The organism is Azotobacter vinelandii CA (assembly GCF_000380335.1).
GTDB classification, from domain to species: domain Bacteria; phylum Pseudomonadota; class Gammaproteobacteria; order Pseudomonadales; family Pseudomonadaceae; genus Azotobacter; species Azotobacter vinelandii.
The window spans coordinates 1,360,421-1,377,904 of the sequence record NC_021149.1 but is presented as its reverse complement, the minus strand read 5'-3'; the positions used below and the strand labels follow the sequence as shown (position 1 = coordinate 1,377,904).

Here is a 17,484-nt window from a genome sequence, read left to right as displayed (position 1 = left end):
GCTGACTGTCTTGCGATGCCAGGCTTGCCACAAGCGCCCACACGAATTGCTTGATTCCACTTTGTTAAAGAGCGTTTCGACCGGGCTTCCCCGTCCGAGGCCGCGCATTCTACCGTAGAACGACAGCCTGTCAAGCAGCAAAAAACAAAATCCCAGAACATTTGAAATCAATCAGACCCAACCTGATTCATGACGGCAGCGATCCCTCAAAAACTGTCACGCACCAAGCCTCAAAACAATGACCCTTTGAATCCAAGATAGCAGAGAGATACCCACCCAGAACCAGGAAGACGACGAAAGGGTGTCGGCGGAGCAATGCCCTCTCCAAGCCAGCCCCTCGCATCACTTCAGTGTGTTACGCCCCTTACTGGCGGCGATGCGCATACGCAGTGCATTAAGCTTGATAAAGCCCGCAGCATCCGCCTGATTGTAAGCGCCTCCATCCTCCTCGAAGGTCGCGATACTGGCATCAAACAACGAGTCATCCGACTTACGACCAACCACAATGACGTTGCCCTTGTACAGTTTCAGGCGCACTACACCATTCACACTGGTTTGCGAAGCATCAATCATCTGCTGCAGCATCAGCCGCTCCGGACTCCACCAATAACCGTTGTAGATCAGGCTGGCGTACCTAGGCATCAACTCATCCTTCAGATGAGCCACTTCACGATCGAGGGTGATCGACTCGATAGCTCGGCGGGCCTTGAGCATGATGGTGCCACCGGGAGTCTCATAGCAACCGCGCGACTTCATGCCGACGTAGCGGTTCTCCACGATATCGAGGCGCCCGATACCATTCTCGCCCCCCATTCTGTTCAACTCACCCAACACCTGAGCTGGAGTCCGCTCGACACCGTCGATGGCAACGATATCCCCTCCACGATAAGTCAGCTCAACGTAGGTCGGCACATCCGGTGCGGCCTCAGGAGACTTAGTCCAACGCCACATATCCTCTTCATGCTCGGTCCATGTGTCCTCCAGCACGCCCCCCTCATAGGAAATGTGCAGTAGGTTGGCATCCATGGAATAGGGTGATTTCTTCTTGCCATGACGCTCGATCGGAATACCGTGCTTCTCGGCGTAATCCATCAACTTCTCACGAGACAGCAGGTCCCACTCACGCCAAGGGGCGATCACCTTGACACCAGGCTTCAGCGCATAGGCCCCCAACTCGAAGCGCACCTGATCGTTACCCTTACCGGTTGCGCCATGGGAAATAGCATCGGCGCCAGTAGCGTTGGCGATTTCGATCAGACGCTTGGCAATCAGCGGACGGGCGATAGAAGTACCCAACAGATACTCGCCTTCGTAGACGGTGTTGGCACGGAACATCGGGAAAACGAAGTCGCGCACGAACTCTTCGCGCAGATCGTCGATAAAGATCTCTTTGACACCGAGAGCCTGCGCCTTGGCTCGCGCCGGCTCGACCTCTTCGCCCTGACCCAAATCAGCGGTGAAGGTTACAACCTCGCAGTTGTAGGTATCCTGCAACCACTTGAGGATCACAGAGGTATCCAGGCCGCCGGAATAAGCCAAGACAACCTTTTTCACATCCGCCATGCCATCAGCTCCACAGGGTTTACGAAAAGGCGCCGATTGTAACGGTGCCGCCCAGCCTTTTACAGAGCCACTCCTCCCTTCAGCCCCAAGTGACAAGTGCCGCCAGAAGCCTTTTCCGGTAGGATGCACGGCAGCCTCACTTTTCTGGAAGTCTCGATGCCCGATAGACTGATACTGCTACGCCCTGATGACTGGCATATTCATCTTCGCGATGGTGCCGCCCTGAGCCGAACGGTGACGGATGCAGCACGCACGTTCGGTCGCGCCATCGTCATGCCCAATCTGGTTCCACCCGTACGCAACGCGTCCGAGGCGGGCGCCTATCGGCAACGCATCCAGGCCGCACGCCCTGCGGACAGTCGCTTCGAACCCCTGATGACCCTCTACCTCACGGACAAGACCTCCCCAGAGGATATCCGAACCGCCAAGGCCCAAGGCTTTGTGCATGCAGCAAAATTATATCCTGCGGGCGCCACAACCAATTCGGATGCCGGGGTCACACGCATCGACAACATCTTTCCAATACTGGAAGCGATGGCCGAGGCAGGCCTGCCACTTCTAGTACACGGAGAGGTGACTCACAGCGAAGTCGATGTATTCGATCGCGAAAAGCGCTTCATAGATGAAAATCTGGTCCGCATAATCGAGCACTTCCCTACACTTAAGGTGGTATTCGAACACATCACTACCCGAGATGCCGTTCAATTTGTGGAAACCAGTAGCAGCAATGTTGGCGCCACCATTACCGCCCATCACCTTCTGTACAACCGCAACCACATGCTGGTCGGCGGCATACGCCCCCACTTCTACTGCTTGCCAATCCTCAAACGCAGGACTCACCAGGAGGCCTTGCTGGATGCGGCCACCAGCGGTAACACAAAATTCTTTCTTGGTACCGACTCGGCGCCACACGCCCGTCACGCCAAGGAAGCGGCTTGCGGCTGCGCCGGCTGCTATACGGCGTACGCAGCCATCGAGTTGTATGCTGAAGCCTTCGAGCAACGCAGCGCCCTGGACCGGCTGGAGGCCTTTGCCAGCCACCATGGCGCCGACTTCTACGGCATTCCGCGGAACACCGACCACATAACGCTAATTCGCGAGGAGTGGACAGCACCAGCCTGCATGACATTTGGCGAGCATAGTCTGGTTCCATTGCGCGCAGGAGAAAAGCTGCGCTGGCGTCTGCTGGAGGAAAAAATGTGACCGAAGAACGCTTCGATGACATCCTCGAAACGTCCAATGCTACTCATGCATCGCGCCATCCTATGGCGCACCGCTTTCGCGGCTACTTGCCGGTCGTGGTAGATGTCGAGACAGGTGGCTTCAATAGTGCTACCGATGCCCTGCTGGAAATTGCAGCCATTACCATTGGCATGGACGAGCAAGGTCTCCTGTTTCCCGAACACAGTCACTTCTTCCGGGTCGAGCCTTTCGAAGGCGCCAATATCGAAGCAGCAGCCCTGGAGTTCACGGGAATCAAGCTGGATCACCCTCTGCGAATGGCGGTTAGCGAGGAACACGCCCTGCAGGAAATCTTCCGAGGCGTACGCAAGGCGGTCAAGTCCCACGGATGCAAACGCGCTATTTTAGTGGGCCACAACAGCAGCTTCGATTTGGCCTTTCTCAATGCAGCCGTGGCCCGTTGTGACATCAAGCGCAATCCCTTTCACCCCTTCTCCAGCTTCGATACTGCTACCCTGGCAGGGCTTGCCTATGGCCAAACCGTGCTTGCCAAAGCATGCCAAAGTGCAGGTATCGAATTCGATGGCCGCGAGGCCCACTCGGCGCGCTATGACACGGAAAAAACTGCCGAGTTGTTCTGCGGCATCGTCAATCGGTGGAAGGAAATGGGCGGCTGGGTAGATTTTGCTTGAGCAGGGAACTACCCCTTCCTTTTCTATTTGGCTCCTTTTTCTTGGCCAAGCCGATCGACACCATCAAGACTCACCCAGGCACGCCCGGCAAGCCATACCCCCCATGATGGCAGGTCACAGCCTGCTCAAAGCCAGCCACTGGCAACTTGCCCAATCACTGCCAATGGCAGCAGACAGCAACAGCCCAAAACCGCATTAGCGCCTTCAGGCCCCGCAGAACACAGGCCGACCAACGGCCGATCAAAACTTTGACAATCATTCTCATTAAGATTAGGATCCTCTCAAACACGTCATTCTCTGCCGAACAGAGGCGCCTATGTACGTATGTCTTTGCCAAGGTATTACCGATGGTCAAATCCGTAGCGCAATTCAGGGCGGCTGCTGCACTTATCGTGATGTGCGGATTGCCTTGGGCGTTGGCACACAGTGCGGCAAATGCGCCTGCGTCGCCAAACAGATCGCGCGAGAAACCCTTGGCGAAGGGGCACAAAACACCCAGGATGCAACCTTCTGCCCGGCGGCACTGGCTGCCTCTTGATGCCTCTGGAAGCCAGACCCCGCAAGTCTTGGCTTCCTCCATCACACTCTCCTCGCCATCCAGCCGCTCCAAACAGTCGCACTAGAGACTTATTCTCTATTAGACTCAATCACTTAGCTTTTGACATATCCAGTCCAAAAGACCAAACTGCCTCATCGACATCCCTATTCAAAAGGAATGGACATGAAAGGCGATAAGATAGTCATCCAACACCTCAACAAGATCCTCGGTAACGAGTTGATCGCGATCAACCAGTACTTCCTACATGCACGCATGTATGAAGACTGGGGGCTGGAGAAACTCGGCAAGCATGAGTATCACGAATCCATCGATGAGATGAAGCATGCCGACAAATTGATCAAGCGTATTCTGTTTCTCGAGGGCCTGCCCAACCTCCAGGAGCTCGGCAAGCTTCTCATCGGTGAACACACTAAGGAAATGCTCGAGTGTGATCTGAAACTTGAGCAAGCAGGGTTGCCCGACCTGAAGGCCGCCATTGCCTACTGCGAAAGCGTTGGGGACTATGCCAGCCGCGAATTGCTAGAAGACATCCTTGAATCCGAAGAAGACCATATCGATTGGCTGGAAACCCAGCTGGACTTGATCGATAAGATCGGCCTGGAAAATTATCTGCAATCGCAAATGGATGAGTAAGCGGCAGGAGCCGCAATGGCACCACCGAGAACGAGCACAAGCAGGGCACCATCCAGCAAAAACGCCCCACCACCTGGGGCGTTTCTCTTCGGTCTCGCTCTCGCCAGACGCCCCAGCCACATCCGAAGTAAAGAAAATAGAAGCGGCGCCTCTTCGGGCGCTACTGCAGAAGCAAGACAGCCAACACGAAGATCGCCTCACAGAGGAAGTACGATACCCGCCTGGCTCTCCGCGTTTAAACACATGATAAAATGCCCCCATCTCTCGATACGGGCATTTATCGAACCATCCTTATTGAACTACTACTGGTAGTAGGGCAAGTCATAAATTCGCACGCTATTTTCGGCGTGCAAACCTTTTTCTCTTCGAAAAAATCACAACAAATTTGCGACTCGCCCCGCTAGATTCTTACACAGCCCGTGCGAACGACACGTCTCAAGCATCGGCTTTGTCGGCCGCTCCTCTGACGATCTGCTGTAGTTCACCTTTTTCGAACAATTCGAGAATGATGTCACTCCCCCCGATTAACTCACCTTTGACCCACAACTGCGGGAAGGTCGGCCAGTTGGCATATTTCGGAAGATTGGCGCGAATCTCCGGATTCTGCAGGATATCGACATAGGCAAATCGCTCGCCACAAGCCATCAGGGCCTGCGCAGCGCGAGCGGAAAAGCCGCACTGCGGTGCATTCGGCGAGCCTTTCATATACAGCAAAATGCCATTGCTGGCAATTTGCTCTTTAATGGTTTCGATGATATCCATTGAGTCACCTCGGCTGTGCTGGGCTCGAAATCGGCGCGATGGCGGCATTGTAACGGAAAACCAAGCTTTGCGCTCAACCTTACCCCTGCCCTCTGAAAGCCTCTCTTTTCCACTCACGCAAAGGCATGGACTTTGCTTTCATTGCCATCAGGCGTGGTTTGCGCGGCTTTGCATTTTCCTTATAAGATCGTCGTTTTCCCATTTTCGCCACCCCCTCGAGTAGTGGCCGCTGCAGGCACAGTTTTCCGGTGAAGATTCACGTCCGGCCTGCAGCCTGTACCGATATAAGAAAGGAACTGATGATGAGCGCAAGGCACTTTCTCTCACTGATGGACTGCACGCCCCAGGAACTGGCCAACCTGATTCGTCGCGGCATCGAGCTGAAGGATCTGCGCAACGGCGGTGCCCTGTTCGAACCGCTGAAAAACCGCGTGCTGGGCATGATTTTCGAGAAAGCCTCGACTCGTACCCGCCTGTCCTTCGAGGCCGGGATGATCCAGCTCGGCGGCCAAGCCATCTTTCTCTCGCCGCGAGACAGCCAGTTGAATCGCGGCGAGCCCGTCAGCGACACGGCCATTGTCATGTCGCGCATGCTCGACGCGGTGATGATCCGTACCTTTTCCCACAGCACTCTGAGGATTTTCGCGGAGAACTCCCGGATCCCCATCATCAATGGCCTGTCCGACGATCTGCATCCCTGTCAGTTGCTTGCCGACATGCAGACCTTCCACGAGCAACGTGGCTCGATCCGGGGCAAGACAGTGGCCTGGATCGGCGACGGCAACAACATGTGCAACACCTATATCGAAGCGGCACATCAATTCGACTTCCAGCTCCGGATCGCCTGCCCGGAAGGTTTCGACCCCCAACCCGAGTTTATCGCCATTGCCCCTGACCGGGTACAGATCGTCCGAGACCCTCGAGAAGCAGTTGCCGGAGCACACCTGGTCAGCACCGACGTGTGGACCTCCATGGGCCAGGAAACGGAAGAGGAAGATCGGCTGGCGCGCTTCAAGCCCTACCAGGTGACCGGCGAACTGCTTGATCTCTCGGCCGACGATGTCCTTTTCATGCACTGCCTGCCGGCCCACCGCGGCGAAGAGATCAGTCTCGACCTGCTCGACGACCCGCGCTCGGTAGTATGGGACCAAGCGGAAAATCGTCTGCACGCACAGAAGGCATTACTGGAATTTCTCATCGAACCGGCTTATCACCACGCATGACCCACTCCCTACTGCTCAACCTGCGCAATCTCGTCTGCGGCTACCAGGGCCACAGGGTCGTCCAGCAGATCAACCTTCACCTGAACGCGGGCGATATCGGCTGCCTGCTTGGCCCGTCCGGTTGCGGCAAGACAACCACCCTGCGCGCCATCGCAGGCTTCGAATCGGTACAGGAAGGCGAGATCCAGCTCGCTGGCGAAATAATCTCCCGTGCCGGCTTCACCCTGGCCCCGGAGAAGCGACGCATGGGCATGGTATTCCAGGACTATGCACTGTTTCCGCACCTCACGGTGGCAGAGAACGTCGCCTTCGGTATCCGCAAGCACCCGCAGCGAGAACGCATCACCGCCGAGTTGCTGGAGTTGGTCAAGCTCGCCCATCTCGTGCAGCGCTACCCCCACGAACTGTCCGGTGGTCAGCAGCAACGTGTGGCGCTTGCCCGTGCCCTGGCGCCGGAGCCACAGTTGCTGCTGCTCGACGAGCCCTTCTCCAACTTGGACGTGGAATTGCGCCGCAAGCTCAGCCACGAGGTGCGCGATATCCTCAAGGCACGCGGAACCAGCGCAATACTGGTGACTCATGATCAGGAAGAGGCCTTCGCGGTCAGCGATCATGTCGGCGTATTCAGAAATGGCCATCTGGAGCAGTGGGATACTCCCTACAACCTCTATCACGAACCGCTCACCCCCTTCGTCGCCAGCTTCGTCGGCCAGGGCTATTTCATTCGCGGCCAGTTACTGAGCCCGGAGACGGTGCAGACCGAACTCGGCGTGATTCAGGGCAACCGTGCCTACACCTGCCCAGTCGGTAGTTCCGTGGAGGTCCTGTTGCGCCCGGACGACATCGTCTACACGCCCGACAGCGCCTTGAAGGCCACCATCACCGGCAAAACCTTCCTCGGCGCCTCCACTTTCTATCGCCTGCGGCTTCCCACCGGCAGCCCGCTGGAAGCAGTCTTCCCCAGCCATATCGACCACCAGCCCGGGGAACAGGTCGGCATCGGTGTGGCGGCCGAGCATCTGGTGATTTTCCCCATCCCGGACAATGGCTCCCTCCAGCCCGATCCGACGAGTTCCGGCGTGCGTCGTTACAGCGAGGCATGCTGACCGCAGCATGGTCGCAGGCGTCAGCCCGGCGTCTGCGGGGCTCAACGCCCGATAGCCGCAAAGCTGGCCCGGGTGTGTTCGGCCAGCGCCTGCGCAGCCAGTTCCACCTCCAGTCCGCGACGACCGGCACTGACGAAGATACTCGGGAAGGTGCGAGCCGATTCGTCGATGAAGGTACGCAGGCGTTTCTTCTGGCCCAGTGGACTGATACCGCCCACCAGATAGCCGGTGCTACGCTGCGCAACGCCGGCATCGGCCATATCGACCCTTTTGACACCGGCTGCGCTGGCCAGGGCCTTCAGATCCAGGCTGCCGGCAACCGGCACCACCGCTACCAGCAGTTCTCCTTTCTCGGTCGCGGCCAGCAGCGTCTTGTAGACTCGCTCTGGCGGCAACCCCAGCTTTTCCGCTGCCTCCAGACCATAGGAGGCGGATTTGGGATCATGGGTATAACTATGCACGCGAAACTCGGAATGGGCTTTTTTCAGCAGATCGATAGCGGGAGTCATACTCGAAAGTGGAAAATGGGACCATAGAACCGTTACCTTAGCCGAAATGGATAATAATTCCCCAGCCTCCCTCTCCTCCGACACCCCACTCTACGACCTGGTCGTGGTCGGTGGTGGTATCAATGGCGTCGGCATTGCCGCCGATGCCGCCGGACGTGGCCTGCGCGTGCTGTTGTGCGAACAGCACGATCTGGCCGCACACACCTCCTCCACCAGCAGCAAACTGATCCACGGCGGTTTGCGCTATCTCGAGCAGGGCGAATTCCGCCTGGTACGCGAAGCCCTGGCCGAGCGCGAAATATTACTGGCCAAAGCTCCCCATATCGTTCGGCCGCTGCGCTTCCTGCTTCCCTTGCGCCCTCAGTTGCGACCGGCCTGGATGATCCGGCTCGGCCTGTTCCTCTACGACCGTCTGAGCGGCCATGGGCAACTGCCCGCCTCGCAGGCGGTACGCTTCGCAGCGGACAGCCCGCTCAAACCGGAAATCCGCCGCGGTTTTGAGTTCGCCGACTGCCAGGTGGACGATGCCCGCCTGGTAGTGCTCAACGCCATGGCCGCAAGGGAAAGGGGCGCGATCGTCTGTCCCCGCACCCGCTGCCTTTCCGCACAACGCCAGCAGGGCCTCTGGCGGATCGAACTGCAGCGGGCCGACGGCCACCGCTCCACTGTCCGGACCCGGGCTCTGGTGAACGCCACCGGCCCGTGGGTGACCCGCTTCATCGAGGATGTCCTGCACCAGAGCCCGCCCCGGCGCATCCGCCTGGTTCAGGGCAGCCACCTGATCGCACCGCGGCTGTACGAAGGCAACGAAGCCTACATTCTGCAGAACGAGGACAGGCGCCTCGTCTTCGTCATTCCCTACCTGCAGCGTTACAGCCTGATCGGCACCACCGACCGGGAGTTCGCCGGCGACCCGGCCGAAGTGAATATCAGCGAAACCGAGATCGACTACCTGCTGCGAGTGGTCAACGCCCATTTCAAGCGACCGCTGCAGCGTAGCGACATTCGCCACAGCTTCTCTGGCGTGCGCCCGCTGCTCGACGATGAGTCCCATGACCCGGCCGCCATCGCCCGCGACTACAGCCTCAGCCTGTCCACCGGACAAGGCCAGGCCCCCCTGCTTTCGGTCTTCGGCGGCAAACTGACCACCTATCGCCGGCTCGCCGAGACGGCGCTGGAACAACTGTCCCCCTTCCTGCCGCCCATGAAGCCGAGCTGGACCGCCGGCACCGCATTGCCCGGCGGCGAAGAGCTGGAGGATCCGGATGTATTGGCAGGCACCCTGCTGCAGGAGTTCACCTGGCTGCCCGACGGGCTCGCCCAGCGCTGGGCCCAGACCTACGGCAGCCGTGCCTATCGCCTGCTCGAAGGCGCCACTCAGGCAGCCCACCTCGGTGAACACTTGGGCGGCGGACTGTACGGCCGGGAAGTGGATTACCTGTGCCGCGAGGAGTGGGCCGAGCAGGCCGACGACATCCTCTGGCGGCGCACTAAACTCGGCCTCCTGCTGCCGCCGGCCGCACAGCGGCGGCTCGCCGGGTATCTGAGCGAGCGGCCAGCCGTCAGGCCATGCGTGCCTACAACCGAGCCAGGGCCTCCCGACGCTGACTGCGCAGATACGGCAGTACCGCCGCCAGCAACGGCTCCTTGAAAGCCTCCTGGAAACGGTGGGCCAGGCCGGGGATCAGCCGTAGCTCGCTGCCCCGCACATGCGCGGCGACATGCACGCCATGCATCACCGGCAGCAACGGGTCGGCAGTCCCGTGCACCACCAGGGTCGGCAAGTGGAGGCGCTCGAGCAGTTCGACGCGACTGGGTTCGGCCAGCACGGCGAGGATCTGCCGCTTGACCCCCTCCGGATTGAAGGCGCGGTCATAGGCCGTCGCAGCCTGACGCCTGAGCTGCTCGCGGTCGACCTCGACCTGCGGGCTGCTCAGCGCGGCGAGCAATTCGACCTGGCGCTCGATCGCCACCTCGCGGCTGCCGGCCTCGCGTTGCGCCAGCAGCTTCAGCAGCGCCGCGCTGGGCCCCGGCAACCCCAGCGCACTGGAACTGGTCATGATCAGAGTCAGGCTCCGTACCCGCTCCGGAGCCAGATCGGCCATATGTTGGGCGATCATGCCGCCCATGCTGACGCCGAGCACATGAAAACGCGGCACTTGTAGCCGCGCCATCAGCGCCAGCGTGTCCCGGGCCATGTCACGCAGGCCATAAGGCGCGGACACCGGCAGCCCGAGCCGGTGGCGCAGCACCCCGTAGGTCAGGCTGACCTTGGGCACCTCCTGCCGCCAGGCGGAGAGACCGACGTCGCGGTTGTCGAACCGGATGACCCGGAAGCCCTGCCGGCACAGACCGAGCAGCACCTCGTCGGGCCAATCGATCAACTGGCCGCCCAGCCCCATGACCAGCACCAGGGCCGGATCGGTTTCACGGCCGATGCTCTGGTAGGCCAGTTGCACCGGCCCTACATCGGCCAGGGCGGTCGGCGCCTGAAGATCGCAGCGGGATGCCGCCAGACTTGGCAGGCTGCACAGCATGACGATCCAAAAGAACAATGTGCGCATCGCAAATACCCGGAAAACAAAACTCCATTCGATCAAAATTATGCGGATATTCGTTCGGGCGCGTTACCACAGAACCGTGACAATTTGATGAAGATTGCCGAGCAAGCACTCTCCCTTCGTCCGCTCAGGCGCTGTTCTCGCTCACCTGCAGCCGGGAGGCACGCAGTGCCCGCGCCGCGGCCACCATGTTCGCCAGCGCCGCTTCGGCTTCCGTCCAACCGCGAGTCTTCAGGCCGCAGTCGGGATTCACCCACAAGCGTTCCGGTGGGATGCGTTCGGCAGCCTGTCGCAGCAGTGCGAGTATTTCCTCCCGGTCCGGAACGCGCGGCGAATGGATGTCGTAGATACCGGGACCGACCTCGCCGGGATAGGCGAACGCCTCGAAAGCCTCGAGCAGCTCCATCTGCGAACGCGAGGTCTCGATGGAGAGGACATCGGCATCCAGCGCCGCGATGGCCTCGATCAGGTCGTTGAACTCGCTGTAGCACATGTGGGTGTGGATCTGGGTTTCGTCGCGCACCCCCGAACTGCACAGACGGAAGGCCCGAACCGCCCAGTCCAGGTAATGCCTGCGCTCGGCCTGGCGCAACGGCAATCCCTCGCGGAAAGCCGCCTCGTCGATCTGTACGATGCGGATGCCGGCAGCCTCCAGATCCTGCACTTCGTCGCGGATCGCCAGGGCCAGTTGCAGCGCCTGCTGCTCGCGCGACAGGTCCTCGCGCGGGAAGGACCACATCAGCATGGTCACGGGCCCGGTGAGCATGCCCTTCACTGGCTTGTCGGTGAGACTCTGGGCATAGCGTATCCACTCCACCGTCATCGGTCGCGTCCGCTGGATATCGCCCACGATCAGTGCCGGCTTGACGCAACGCGAGCCATAGCTCTGCACCCAGCCGGAACGGGTGAAGGCATAGCCGTCCAGTTGCTCGGCGAAATACTCGACCATATCGTTGCGCTCGGCCTCGCCGTGCACCAGCACATCCAGCCCGAGACGCTCCTGCACCTCGATCGCCAGGCGGATCTGTGCCCGCATCGTCGCCTCATAACCGGACTCGTCCAGCTCCCCACGCCGGAAAGCCTGGCGCGCCTGGCGAATCTCGGCGGTCTGCGGGAAGGAACCGATGGTGGTGGTGGGGAACGGCGGCAGACCGAGCTGCGCGTGCTGCCTGACGATACGCCCGGCGAATGCCGTCGGCCGGCGCCAGTCATCTTCGCCGATACCATGCAGTCGGGCCTGCACGGCCGGCTTGTGGATACGCGGGGAACCTCGACGCGTCTCCCGGGCACTCCGACTCTCCACCAGCGCCGCCTGCACCGCGGGTGCCCCAGGCGTCTCCACGGCCTTGGCCAGGATGGCCACCTCGGTGCATTTCTGCACGGCGAAGGCCAGCCAGCTTTTCAACTCCTCGTCGAGCCCGTCCTCCCGGGCCAGATCCATCGGACAGTGCAACAGCGAACAGGATGGCGCCACCCACAGCCGCTGGCCGAAACGTTCGGCTGCCAGGCGCAGCAACCGCAGGGCCTGCTCCAGATCGCAGCGCCAGATGTTACGGCCGTCAACCATGCCGAGGGACAGCACCTTGTACGACGGCAGACGGTCGAGCACGCCGGCCAGTTGCTGCGGGGCACGGACCAGGTCGATGTGCAGGCCGTCGACCGGCAGGTTCGCCGCCAGGCCGAGGTTGTCCTCCAGCGCGCCGAAATAGGTCGCCAGCAACTTTTTCGGCGGCGTCTGCTGGAGCAGGTGATAGGCACGCTCGAAGGCGCTTTTCCAGGCCTGGGGCAGGTCCAGCACCAGGATCGGCTCGTCGATCTGCACCCACTCCACACCCAGCGCGGCGAGCCGGCCGAGGATCTCGCCATAGACCGGCAGCAGCCGTTCGAGCAGCTCCAACCGGTCGAACGCGTCGTCCCGTGCCTTGCCCAGCCAGAGATAGGTCAAGGGGCCGAGCAGTACCGGCTTGACCCTGTATCCCGACTGGTGAGCCTCGGCCACCTCTTCGAACAACTGCTCCCAGCTCAGCCGGAACTCCTGGTCGACGCTGAATTCGGGGACCAGATAGTGATAGTTGGTATCGAACCACTTGGTCATCTCCAGCGCCCGGGTACCGGTGCCGCGCGCCATGGCGAACAGGGTATCCAGGCCGATCCGCCCGTCGGCCGGGCGAAAGCGCGGGGGAATCGCGCCGACTAGCAGCGAATGGGCGAGTACCTGGTCGTACCAGGCGAAATCGCCGACCGGCAGCAGCTCGATGCCGGCATCCCGCTGCATCCGCCAGTGGGACGCACGCAGCGAGCGGCCGACCGCACGCAGACCGGCCTCGTCCAGCCGGCCCTGCCAATAGGCTTCGAGGGCCTGTTTCAATTCACGATTGCGGCCGATGCGCGGGAATCCAAGGGTGTGAGACAGGGCCATGCGCCTTCCTCCATATCAGTGAGGGCGGCATTGTCGACAAGGCCTCCAGCATGAGACAAACTCAGATTATTCTTGATTAACTTTATAAATTTTCATGGGAGCCCCTTATGCTCGAGCTGCGCCACCTGCGTACCCTGCACGCCCTGCGCGAGGCCGACAGTCTGGTGGAGGCCGCCGAGCGTCTGCATCTGACCCAGTCGGCGTTGTCCCACCAGTTCAAGGAGCTGGAGGAGCGCCTCGGCCTGCAGCTGTTCGTACGCAAGACCAAACCGCTGCGTTTCACCAGTGCCGGTCTGCGTCTGCTGCAACTGGCCGATGCCCTGCTGCCCCAGTTGCGCAGCGCCGAACGAGACCTGGCGCGCCTCGCCGGTGGAACCGCCGGCCGCCTGCACATGGCCATCGAATGCCACAGTTGCTTCCAGTGGCTGATGCCGACCATCGACCAGTTCCGCGATGCCTGGCCCGAAGTCGAACTGGATCTCGCCTCCGGTTTCCCCTTCGCGCCCCTGCCGGCCCTGGCGCGCGGCGATCTCGATCTGGTGGTGACTTCCGATCCGCTGGAAATGCCCGGCATCGCCTACGTGCCGCTGTTCACCTACGAGGCGTTGCTGGCCGTGGCCAACCAGCACCCGTTGGCTGCCAAGGCATACATCCGACCTGCTGACCTAGCCGAGGAAGTGCTGATCCACTACCCTGTGGAGCGTGATCGCCTGGACATATTCACACGCTTCCTCGACCCGGCCGATATCGAACCGGCCGGTGTGCGCACCGCCGAGCTGACGGTGATGATGCTGCAGCTCGTGGCCTCCGGACGCGGGGTCTGCAGCCTGCCGAACTGGGCGCTGCACGAGTACAGCTCGCGCGGTTACGTCACCGCCAGGCGGCTCAGCGAAAAGGGCCTGCACGCCACGCTGTATGCGGCGATCCGTGCCGACATGCTGGACGCCCCCTTCATGCGCGACTTCCTACTGACCGCCAAGGACACCTCCTTCTCCACCCTCGAGGGGGTCAGCGCGGCACAGAAAGATCGCTCCTCCGCGACAAAGAGAGATGAAGCACAAAAGGCTGGCAAAAGAGGCTCCCCGGCGCCATCGGGCAACGGCTAAGCTAATTATCCGACGGACAAGCGGACAGGCGGGAAACGCCAGGTACAGGTCGATATGGGTGTAATTTGGCAGCGAGATGAACAGCGATCCGCACTCTCCGAGCGCGACCTGCCGACCTCAGCGCCCCCGCCTTCCCACCGGTTGCGCTGGCGCCTGCTGGTCTGGTTCGTGGTGCTGGCCGGTGCCGCTGTGCTCGGCGTACTGCTCTATTTCGAACTGCAGACCTCGCGCCTGCAGTCGCGGGAATTGAGCCGCTACGCGGCGACCCTCGGCTACTCCGTGGGCGATGGCCCGAGTCCGGCGATCCACTTTCCGGAATACGGCCCCTACGATCGCCGCCTGGGCTACACGGCGTTGCCCGAATGGCTGCCGCGGCTCGAACAGCGGGGTTTCGAGATCACCCGCCAGGCGCGCTTCTCCCAGCCGCTGCTGGAATACAGCCACCGCCGCCTGTTCCCGCCCTACGCGGAAAAACCCCAGGCCGGGCTGACCATCAGCGACTGCCGCGGCATGCCGCTTTATAGCTACCGCCTGCCGAGGGAGTTCTATTCCAGCTATGCCAGTATTCCGCCGCTGGTGGTGCACAGCCTGCTGTTCATCGAAAACCGCTATCTGCTCGACCCGTCGCAGCCACTGGCCAACCCCGCGGTGGACTGGCCGCGCTTCGCCAAGGCCGCGCTCTCGCAGGTCCGCGAGATGTTCGGTTTGTCCGGCCAGACGGCCGGCGGCAGCACCCTGGCCACACAGATCGAGAAATACCGCCATTCGCCGGATGGCCTGACCGACTCGGCGATGGAAAAACTGCGGCAGATGTTCTCCGCCAGCGTGCGTGCCTACCAGGGTGGAGCGCAGACGATGGAGGCCCGGCGGAACGTGGTGCGCGACTACCTGAACAGCGTGCCGCTCGCCGCCGCGCCGGGCTACGGCGAAGTGCACGGCCTGGCCGACGGCCTGCGGGTCTGGTACGGCACCGACTTCGCACAGGTCAACCGGCTGCTCGCCTCGGCGGACGCCGATCCGGCCGAGCGCGGCCTGGCGTTGCGCCAGGTGCTCTCGCTGCTGATCGCCCAGCGTCGCCCCTCCCACTACCTGATCGCCGGCCGCGAAGAACTGGCCACCCTCACCGATAGCCACATCCGCCTGCTGCGCAAGGGCGGCCTGCTCGACCCCGTGCTGGCCGAGGCCGCCCTCGCCCGGCGCGCCGTGTTCCGCGACTGGATGCAGGAGCCCGTGGTCCAGCCTGTCGAAACCACCAAGGGCATCAGTGTCGCCCGCAGCCGCCTGGCCACCCTGCTGCAACGCTCGTTGTACGACCTCGATCGTTTCGACCTGTCCGCCAGCACGCCCCTGCAGGGCGAACTGCAGGATGCGGTCACCCGCTATCTGGGCCAACTGGCCGATCCGTCGTTCGCCGAAGGCATCGGTCTGTTCGGCGAACGCCTGCTGTCGCCGGAGAAAACCGCCGAAGTGCGCTACAGCTTCACGCTGTTCGAGCGCAGTGGCGACAGCTTCCTCGTGCGGGTGCAGACCGACAGCACCACACAACCCTTCGATATCAACGAAGGCAGCAAGCTGGAGCTGGGCTCGACCGCCAAGCTGCGGGTGCTGACCACCTATCTGGAAATCATCGCCGAGCTGCACGCGCGTTTCGCCGGACAGGAACGGACCGCCCTGCAGGCAGCCAGGGCCGAGACGGAGCCGCTGGATTTCCTGACCCAGTGGGCCATCGAGTGGCTGATGGCGAATCCCGGCGGAACCCTGCCGGCCATGCTGGACGCGGCCCTCGAACGGCGCTACTCGGCGAGCCCCGGAGAGAGCTTCTTCACCGGCGGCGGCCTGCACACCTTCACCAACTTCAACAGGGTGGACAACGGACGCCGACCGACCATGCGCGAGGCCCTGCGCGACTCGATCAACCTGCCTTTCGTGCGCCTGCTGCGCGACATCGTCCGCTACACCATCTACCAGTCGCCGAACAACAGCGTCGCCCTGCTCAAGGACGACCAGGACCCGCGCCGCCTGGAATACCTGACCCGCTTCGCCGACCGCGAGGGCACGGTCTACCTGCGCCGCTTCTGGAACAAGTACCGGGGCAAGAGCAGCGACGAGCGCCTGGCCACCTTCCTCGAAGGCCTGCGCGTCACATCGGTGCGGCTCGCCGCGGTGCACCGCTACCTGTTGCCGCAGAGCGACCGCGCCACCTTCGATACCTTCCTGCGCGCCCACCTGCCGAACGACCGCACCCTCACCGAGAAACGTCTCGACAGCCTCTACCGCAGCTACGGCCCGGGCGCCTACAGCCTGCCCGACCAGGGCTACATCGCCCGGGTCCATCCCCTCGACCTGTGGCTGCTGGGCTATCTGATCCAGCACCCGGCGGCCAGCTACCAGGAGGTGGTGGAAGCCAGCCGCGACGAGCGCCAGGAAGTCTACGGCTGGCTGTTCAAGAGCCGGCATCGCAGCGCCCGGGACAGCCGCATCCGCACCATGGTGGAGGTCGAGGCCTTCCTCGACATCCACCAGCGCTGGCAGCAGCTCGGCTATCCCTTCCCCCATCTGGTGCCTTCGCTGGCCACCGCCCTGGGCAGTTCGGGAGATCGCCCGGCGGCGCTCGCCGAGCTGATCGGCATCATCCTCAACGATGGCGTGCGCCTGCCGGTGGTGCGCATCGACAACCTGGAATTCGCCGTCGACACCCCCTACGAAACCCGTCTCGGCCTCGCCCCCGGTCGCGCCCGCCGGGTATTGGCCCCGGAGGTCGCGGCAGCCCTGCGCGGCGCTCTCGCCCAGGTAGTGGAAAACGGCACGGCACGGCGCCTGTTCGGCAGCTTCCAGCAGGCCGACGGCAAGCCCCTGACCGTCGGCGGCAAGACCGGCACCGGCGACAACCGTATCCAGCGGGTCGCTCGCGGTGGCTATGTGATCAGCTCTCAGGCACTGAACCGCACCGCCACCTTCGTCTTCTACCTCGGCCCGAACCACTTCGGCACCCTCACCGCCTACGTTCCCGGTCGCGCCGCGGAGAAGTTCCGCTTCACCTCGGCATTGCCGGTACAGGTGCTCAAGGGCATGGCGCCGATCCTGCAGCCCTATCTGCGGGGACAGAACAGCCTCTGCCAAGCACCGGCGAGCGCGCGGAACTGAACAGCAGCAGCCTTCCCCGTCCCGG

14 protein-coding genes are annotated in these 17,484 nt (G+C 61.9%); 9 read left to right on the top strand and 5 right to left on the bottom strand.

Going from position 1 to position 17,484, the window contains the following annotated elements:
• Positions 1–342: 342 nt before the first annotated feature.
• Positions 343–1,563, bottom strand: a complete 1,221-nt coding sequence (locus AVCA_RS06370) for an argininosuccinate synthase (protein ID WP_012700044.1) — start codon at positions 1,561–1,563, stop codon at positions 343–345.
• Positions 1,564–1,719: 156 nt separating this feature from the next.
• On the opposite strand from AVCA_RS06370, the gene pyrC reads away from it, so the two are divergent.
• From pyrC to bfr, 4 genes are all read left to right on the top strand, one after another.
• On the top strand, positions 1,720–2,766 hold the full coding sequence (gene pyrC, locus AVCA_RS06365; RefSeq protein WP_012700043.1) for a dihydroorotase: 1,047 nt from the start codon (positions 1,720–1,722) through the stop codon (positions 2,764–2,766).
• The gene (rnt, locus tag AVCA_RS06360) at positions 2,763–3,437 is read left to right on the top strand and encodes a ribonuclease T (RefSeq protein ID WP_041807027.1); all 675 of its coding nucleotides are present in this window, start codon (positions 2,763–2,765) and stop codon (positions 3,435–3,437) included. Before pyrC ends, rnt begins: the two co-directional genes overlap by 4 nt.
• Positions 3,438–3,753: 316 nt before the next feature.
• Positions 3,754–3,975 (top strand): bacterioferritin-associated ferredoxin, encoded by a 222-nt coding sequence (locus AVCA_RS24475; RefSeq protein WP_072432620.1) that lies wholly within the window; start codon positions 3,754–3,756, stop codon positions 3,973–3,975.
• A gap of 183 nt (positions 3,976–4,158) precedes the next feature.
• Entirely contained in the window at positions 4,159–4,629 is a 471-nt protein-coding gene (gene bfr, locus AVCA_RS06355; RefSeq protein ID WP_012700041.1) for a bacterioferritin, read from the top strand.
• Positions 4,630–5,064: 435 nt separating this feature from the next.
• Here bfr and grxD read toward each other — a convergent pair whose 3' ends face one another.
• Positions 5,065–5,391, bottom strand: a complete 327-nt coding sequence (grxD, locus tag AVCA_RS06350) for a Grx4 family monothiol glutaredoxin (protein ID WP_012700040.1) — start codon at positions 5,389–5,391, stop codon at positions 5,065–5,067.
• 302 nt (positions 5,392–5,693) lie between these two features.
• Between grxD and argF the strand changes: the two genes are divergently transcribed.
• Positions 5,694–6,614 carry an ornithine carbamoyltransferase gene (gene argF / locus AVCA_RS06345; RefSeq protein ID WP_041807023.1) on the top strand — a complete coding sequence of 307 codons (921 nt, stop codon included), beginning with the start codon at positions 5,694–5,696 and terminating at the stop codon, positions 6,612–6,614.
• The gene (locus AVCA_RS06340) at positions 6,611–7,720 is read left to right on the top strand and encodes an ABC transporter ATP-binding protein (protein ID WP_012700038.1); all 1,110 of its coding nucleotides are present in this window, start codon (positions 6,611–6,613) and stop codon (positions 7,718–7,720) included. The genes argF and AVCA_RS06340 overlap by 4 nt, the downstream gene beginning before the upstream one ends.
• Positions 7,721–7,761: 41 nt before the next feature.
• Here the strand turns inward: AVCA_RS06340 and ybaK are convergent, their stop codons facing one another.
• A complete protein-coding gene (ybaK, locus tag AVCA_RS06335; RefSeq protein ID WP_012700037.1) occupies positions 7,762–8,229 on the bottom strand; it encodes a Cys-tRNA(Pro) deacylase in 468 nt (155 codons plus the stop codon).
• A gap of 46 nt (positions 8,230–8,275) precedes the next feature.
• On the opposite strand from ybaK, the gene glpD reads away from it, so the two are divergent.
• Positions 8,276–9,880: a glycerol-3-phosphate dehydrogenase gene (gene glpD / locus AVCA_RS06330; protein ID WP_081434876.1), complete on the top strand. Its 1,605-nt coding sequence runs from the start codon at positions 8,276–8,278 to the stop codon at positions 9,878–9,880.
• Here glpD and AVCA_RS06325 read toward each other — a convergent pair.
• Together AVCA_RS06325 and metE are read right to left on the bottom strand one after the other, a co-directional pair.
• Positions 9,807–10,793 carry an alpha/beta fold hydrolase gene (locus AVCA_RS06325; RefSeq protein WP_041807020.1) on the bottom strand — a complete coding sequence of 329 codons (987 nt, stop codon included), beginning with the start codon at positions 10,791–10,793 and terminating at the stop codon, positions 9,807–9,809. The two genes, glpD and AVCA_RS06325, sit on opposite strands and share 74 nt — an antisense overlap.
• 124 nt (positions 10,794–10,917) lie before the next feature.
• On the bottom strand, positions 10,918–13,209 hold the full coding sequence (metE, locus tag AVCA_RS06320; protein WP_012700034.1) for a 5-methyltetrahydropteroyltriglutamate--homocysteine S-methyltransferase: 2,292 nt from the start codon (positions 13,207–13,209) through the stop codon (positions 10,918–10,920).
• Positions 13,210–13,316: 107 nt separating this feature from the next.
• Between metE and metR the strand changes: the two genes are divergently transcribed.
• Both metR and AVCA_RS06310 read left to right on the top strand, forming a co-directional pair.
• A complete protein-coding gene (gene metR, locus AVCA_RS06315) occupies positions 13,317–14,315 on the top strand; it encodes a transcriptional regulator MetR (RefSeq protein ID WP_012700033.1) in 999 nt (332 codons plus the stop codon).
• Between the two features lie 54 nt (positions 14,316–14,369).
• Complete coding sequence (locus AVCA_RS06310) at positions 14,370–17,459, top strand: transglycosylase domain-containing protein (RefSeq protein ID WP_012700032.1); 3,090 nt, start codon at positions 14,370–14,372, stop codon at positions 17,457–17,459.
• Positions 17,460–17,484 lie beyond the last annotated feature (25 nt).

Bases quoted from the DNA above. Each gene is read 5' to 3' on its own strand.
- pyrC (WP_012700043.1), top strand. From the start codon at position 1,720: ATGCCCGATAGACTGATACTGCTACGCCCTGATGACTGGCATATTCAT.
- glpD (WP_081434876.1), top strand. From the start codon at position 8,276: ATGGATAATAATTCCCCAGCCTCCCTCTCCTCCGACACCCCACTCTAC.
- AVCA_RS24475 (WP_072432620.1), top strand. From the start codon at position 3,754: ATGTACGTATGTCTTTGCCAAGGTATTACCGATGGTCAAATCCGTAGC.
- ybaK (WP_012700037.1), bottom strand. From the start codon at position 8,229: ATGACTCCCGCTATCGATCTGCTGAAAAAAGCCCATTCCGAGTTTCGC.
- metE (WP_012700034.1), bottom strand. From the start codon at position 13,209: ATGGCCCTGTCTCACACCCTTGGATTCCCGCGCATCGGCCGCAATCGT.
- AVCA_RS06325 (WP_041807020.1), bottom strand. From the start codon at position 10,793: ATGCGCACATTGTTCTTTTGGATCGTCATGCTGTGCAGCCTGCCAAGT.
- AVCA_RS06340 (WP_012700038.1), top strand. From the start codon at position 6,611: ATGACCCACTCCCTACTGCTCAACCTGCGCAATCTCGTCTGCGGCTAC.
- grxD (WP_012700040.1), bottom strand. From the start codon at position 5,391: ATGGATATCATCGAAACCATTAAAGAGCAAATTGCCAGCAATGGCATT.
- AVCA_RS06370 (WP_012700044.1), bottom strand. From the start codon at position 1,563: ATGGCGGATGTGAAAAAGGTTGTCTTGGCTTATTCCGGCGGCCTGGAT.
- metR (WP_012700033.1), top strand. From the start codon at position 13,317: ATGCTCGAGCTGCGCCACCTGCGTACCCTGCACGCCCTGCGCGAGGCC.
- argF (WP_041807023.1), top strand. From the start codon at position 5,694: ATGAGCGCAAGGCACTTTCTCTCACTGATGGACTGCACGCCCCAGGAA.
- AVCA_RS06310 (WP_012700032.1), top strand. From the start codon at position 14,370: ATGGGTGTAATTTGGCAGCGAGATGAACAGCGATCCGCACTCTCCGAG.
- bfr (WP_012700041.1), top strand. From the start codon at position 4,159: ATGAAAGGCGATAAGATAGTCATCCAACACCTCAACAAGATCCTCGGT.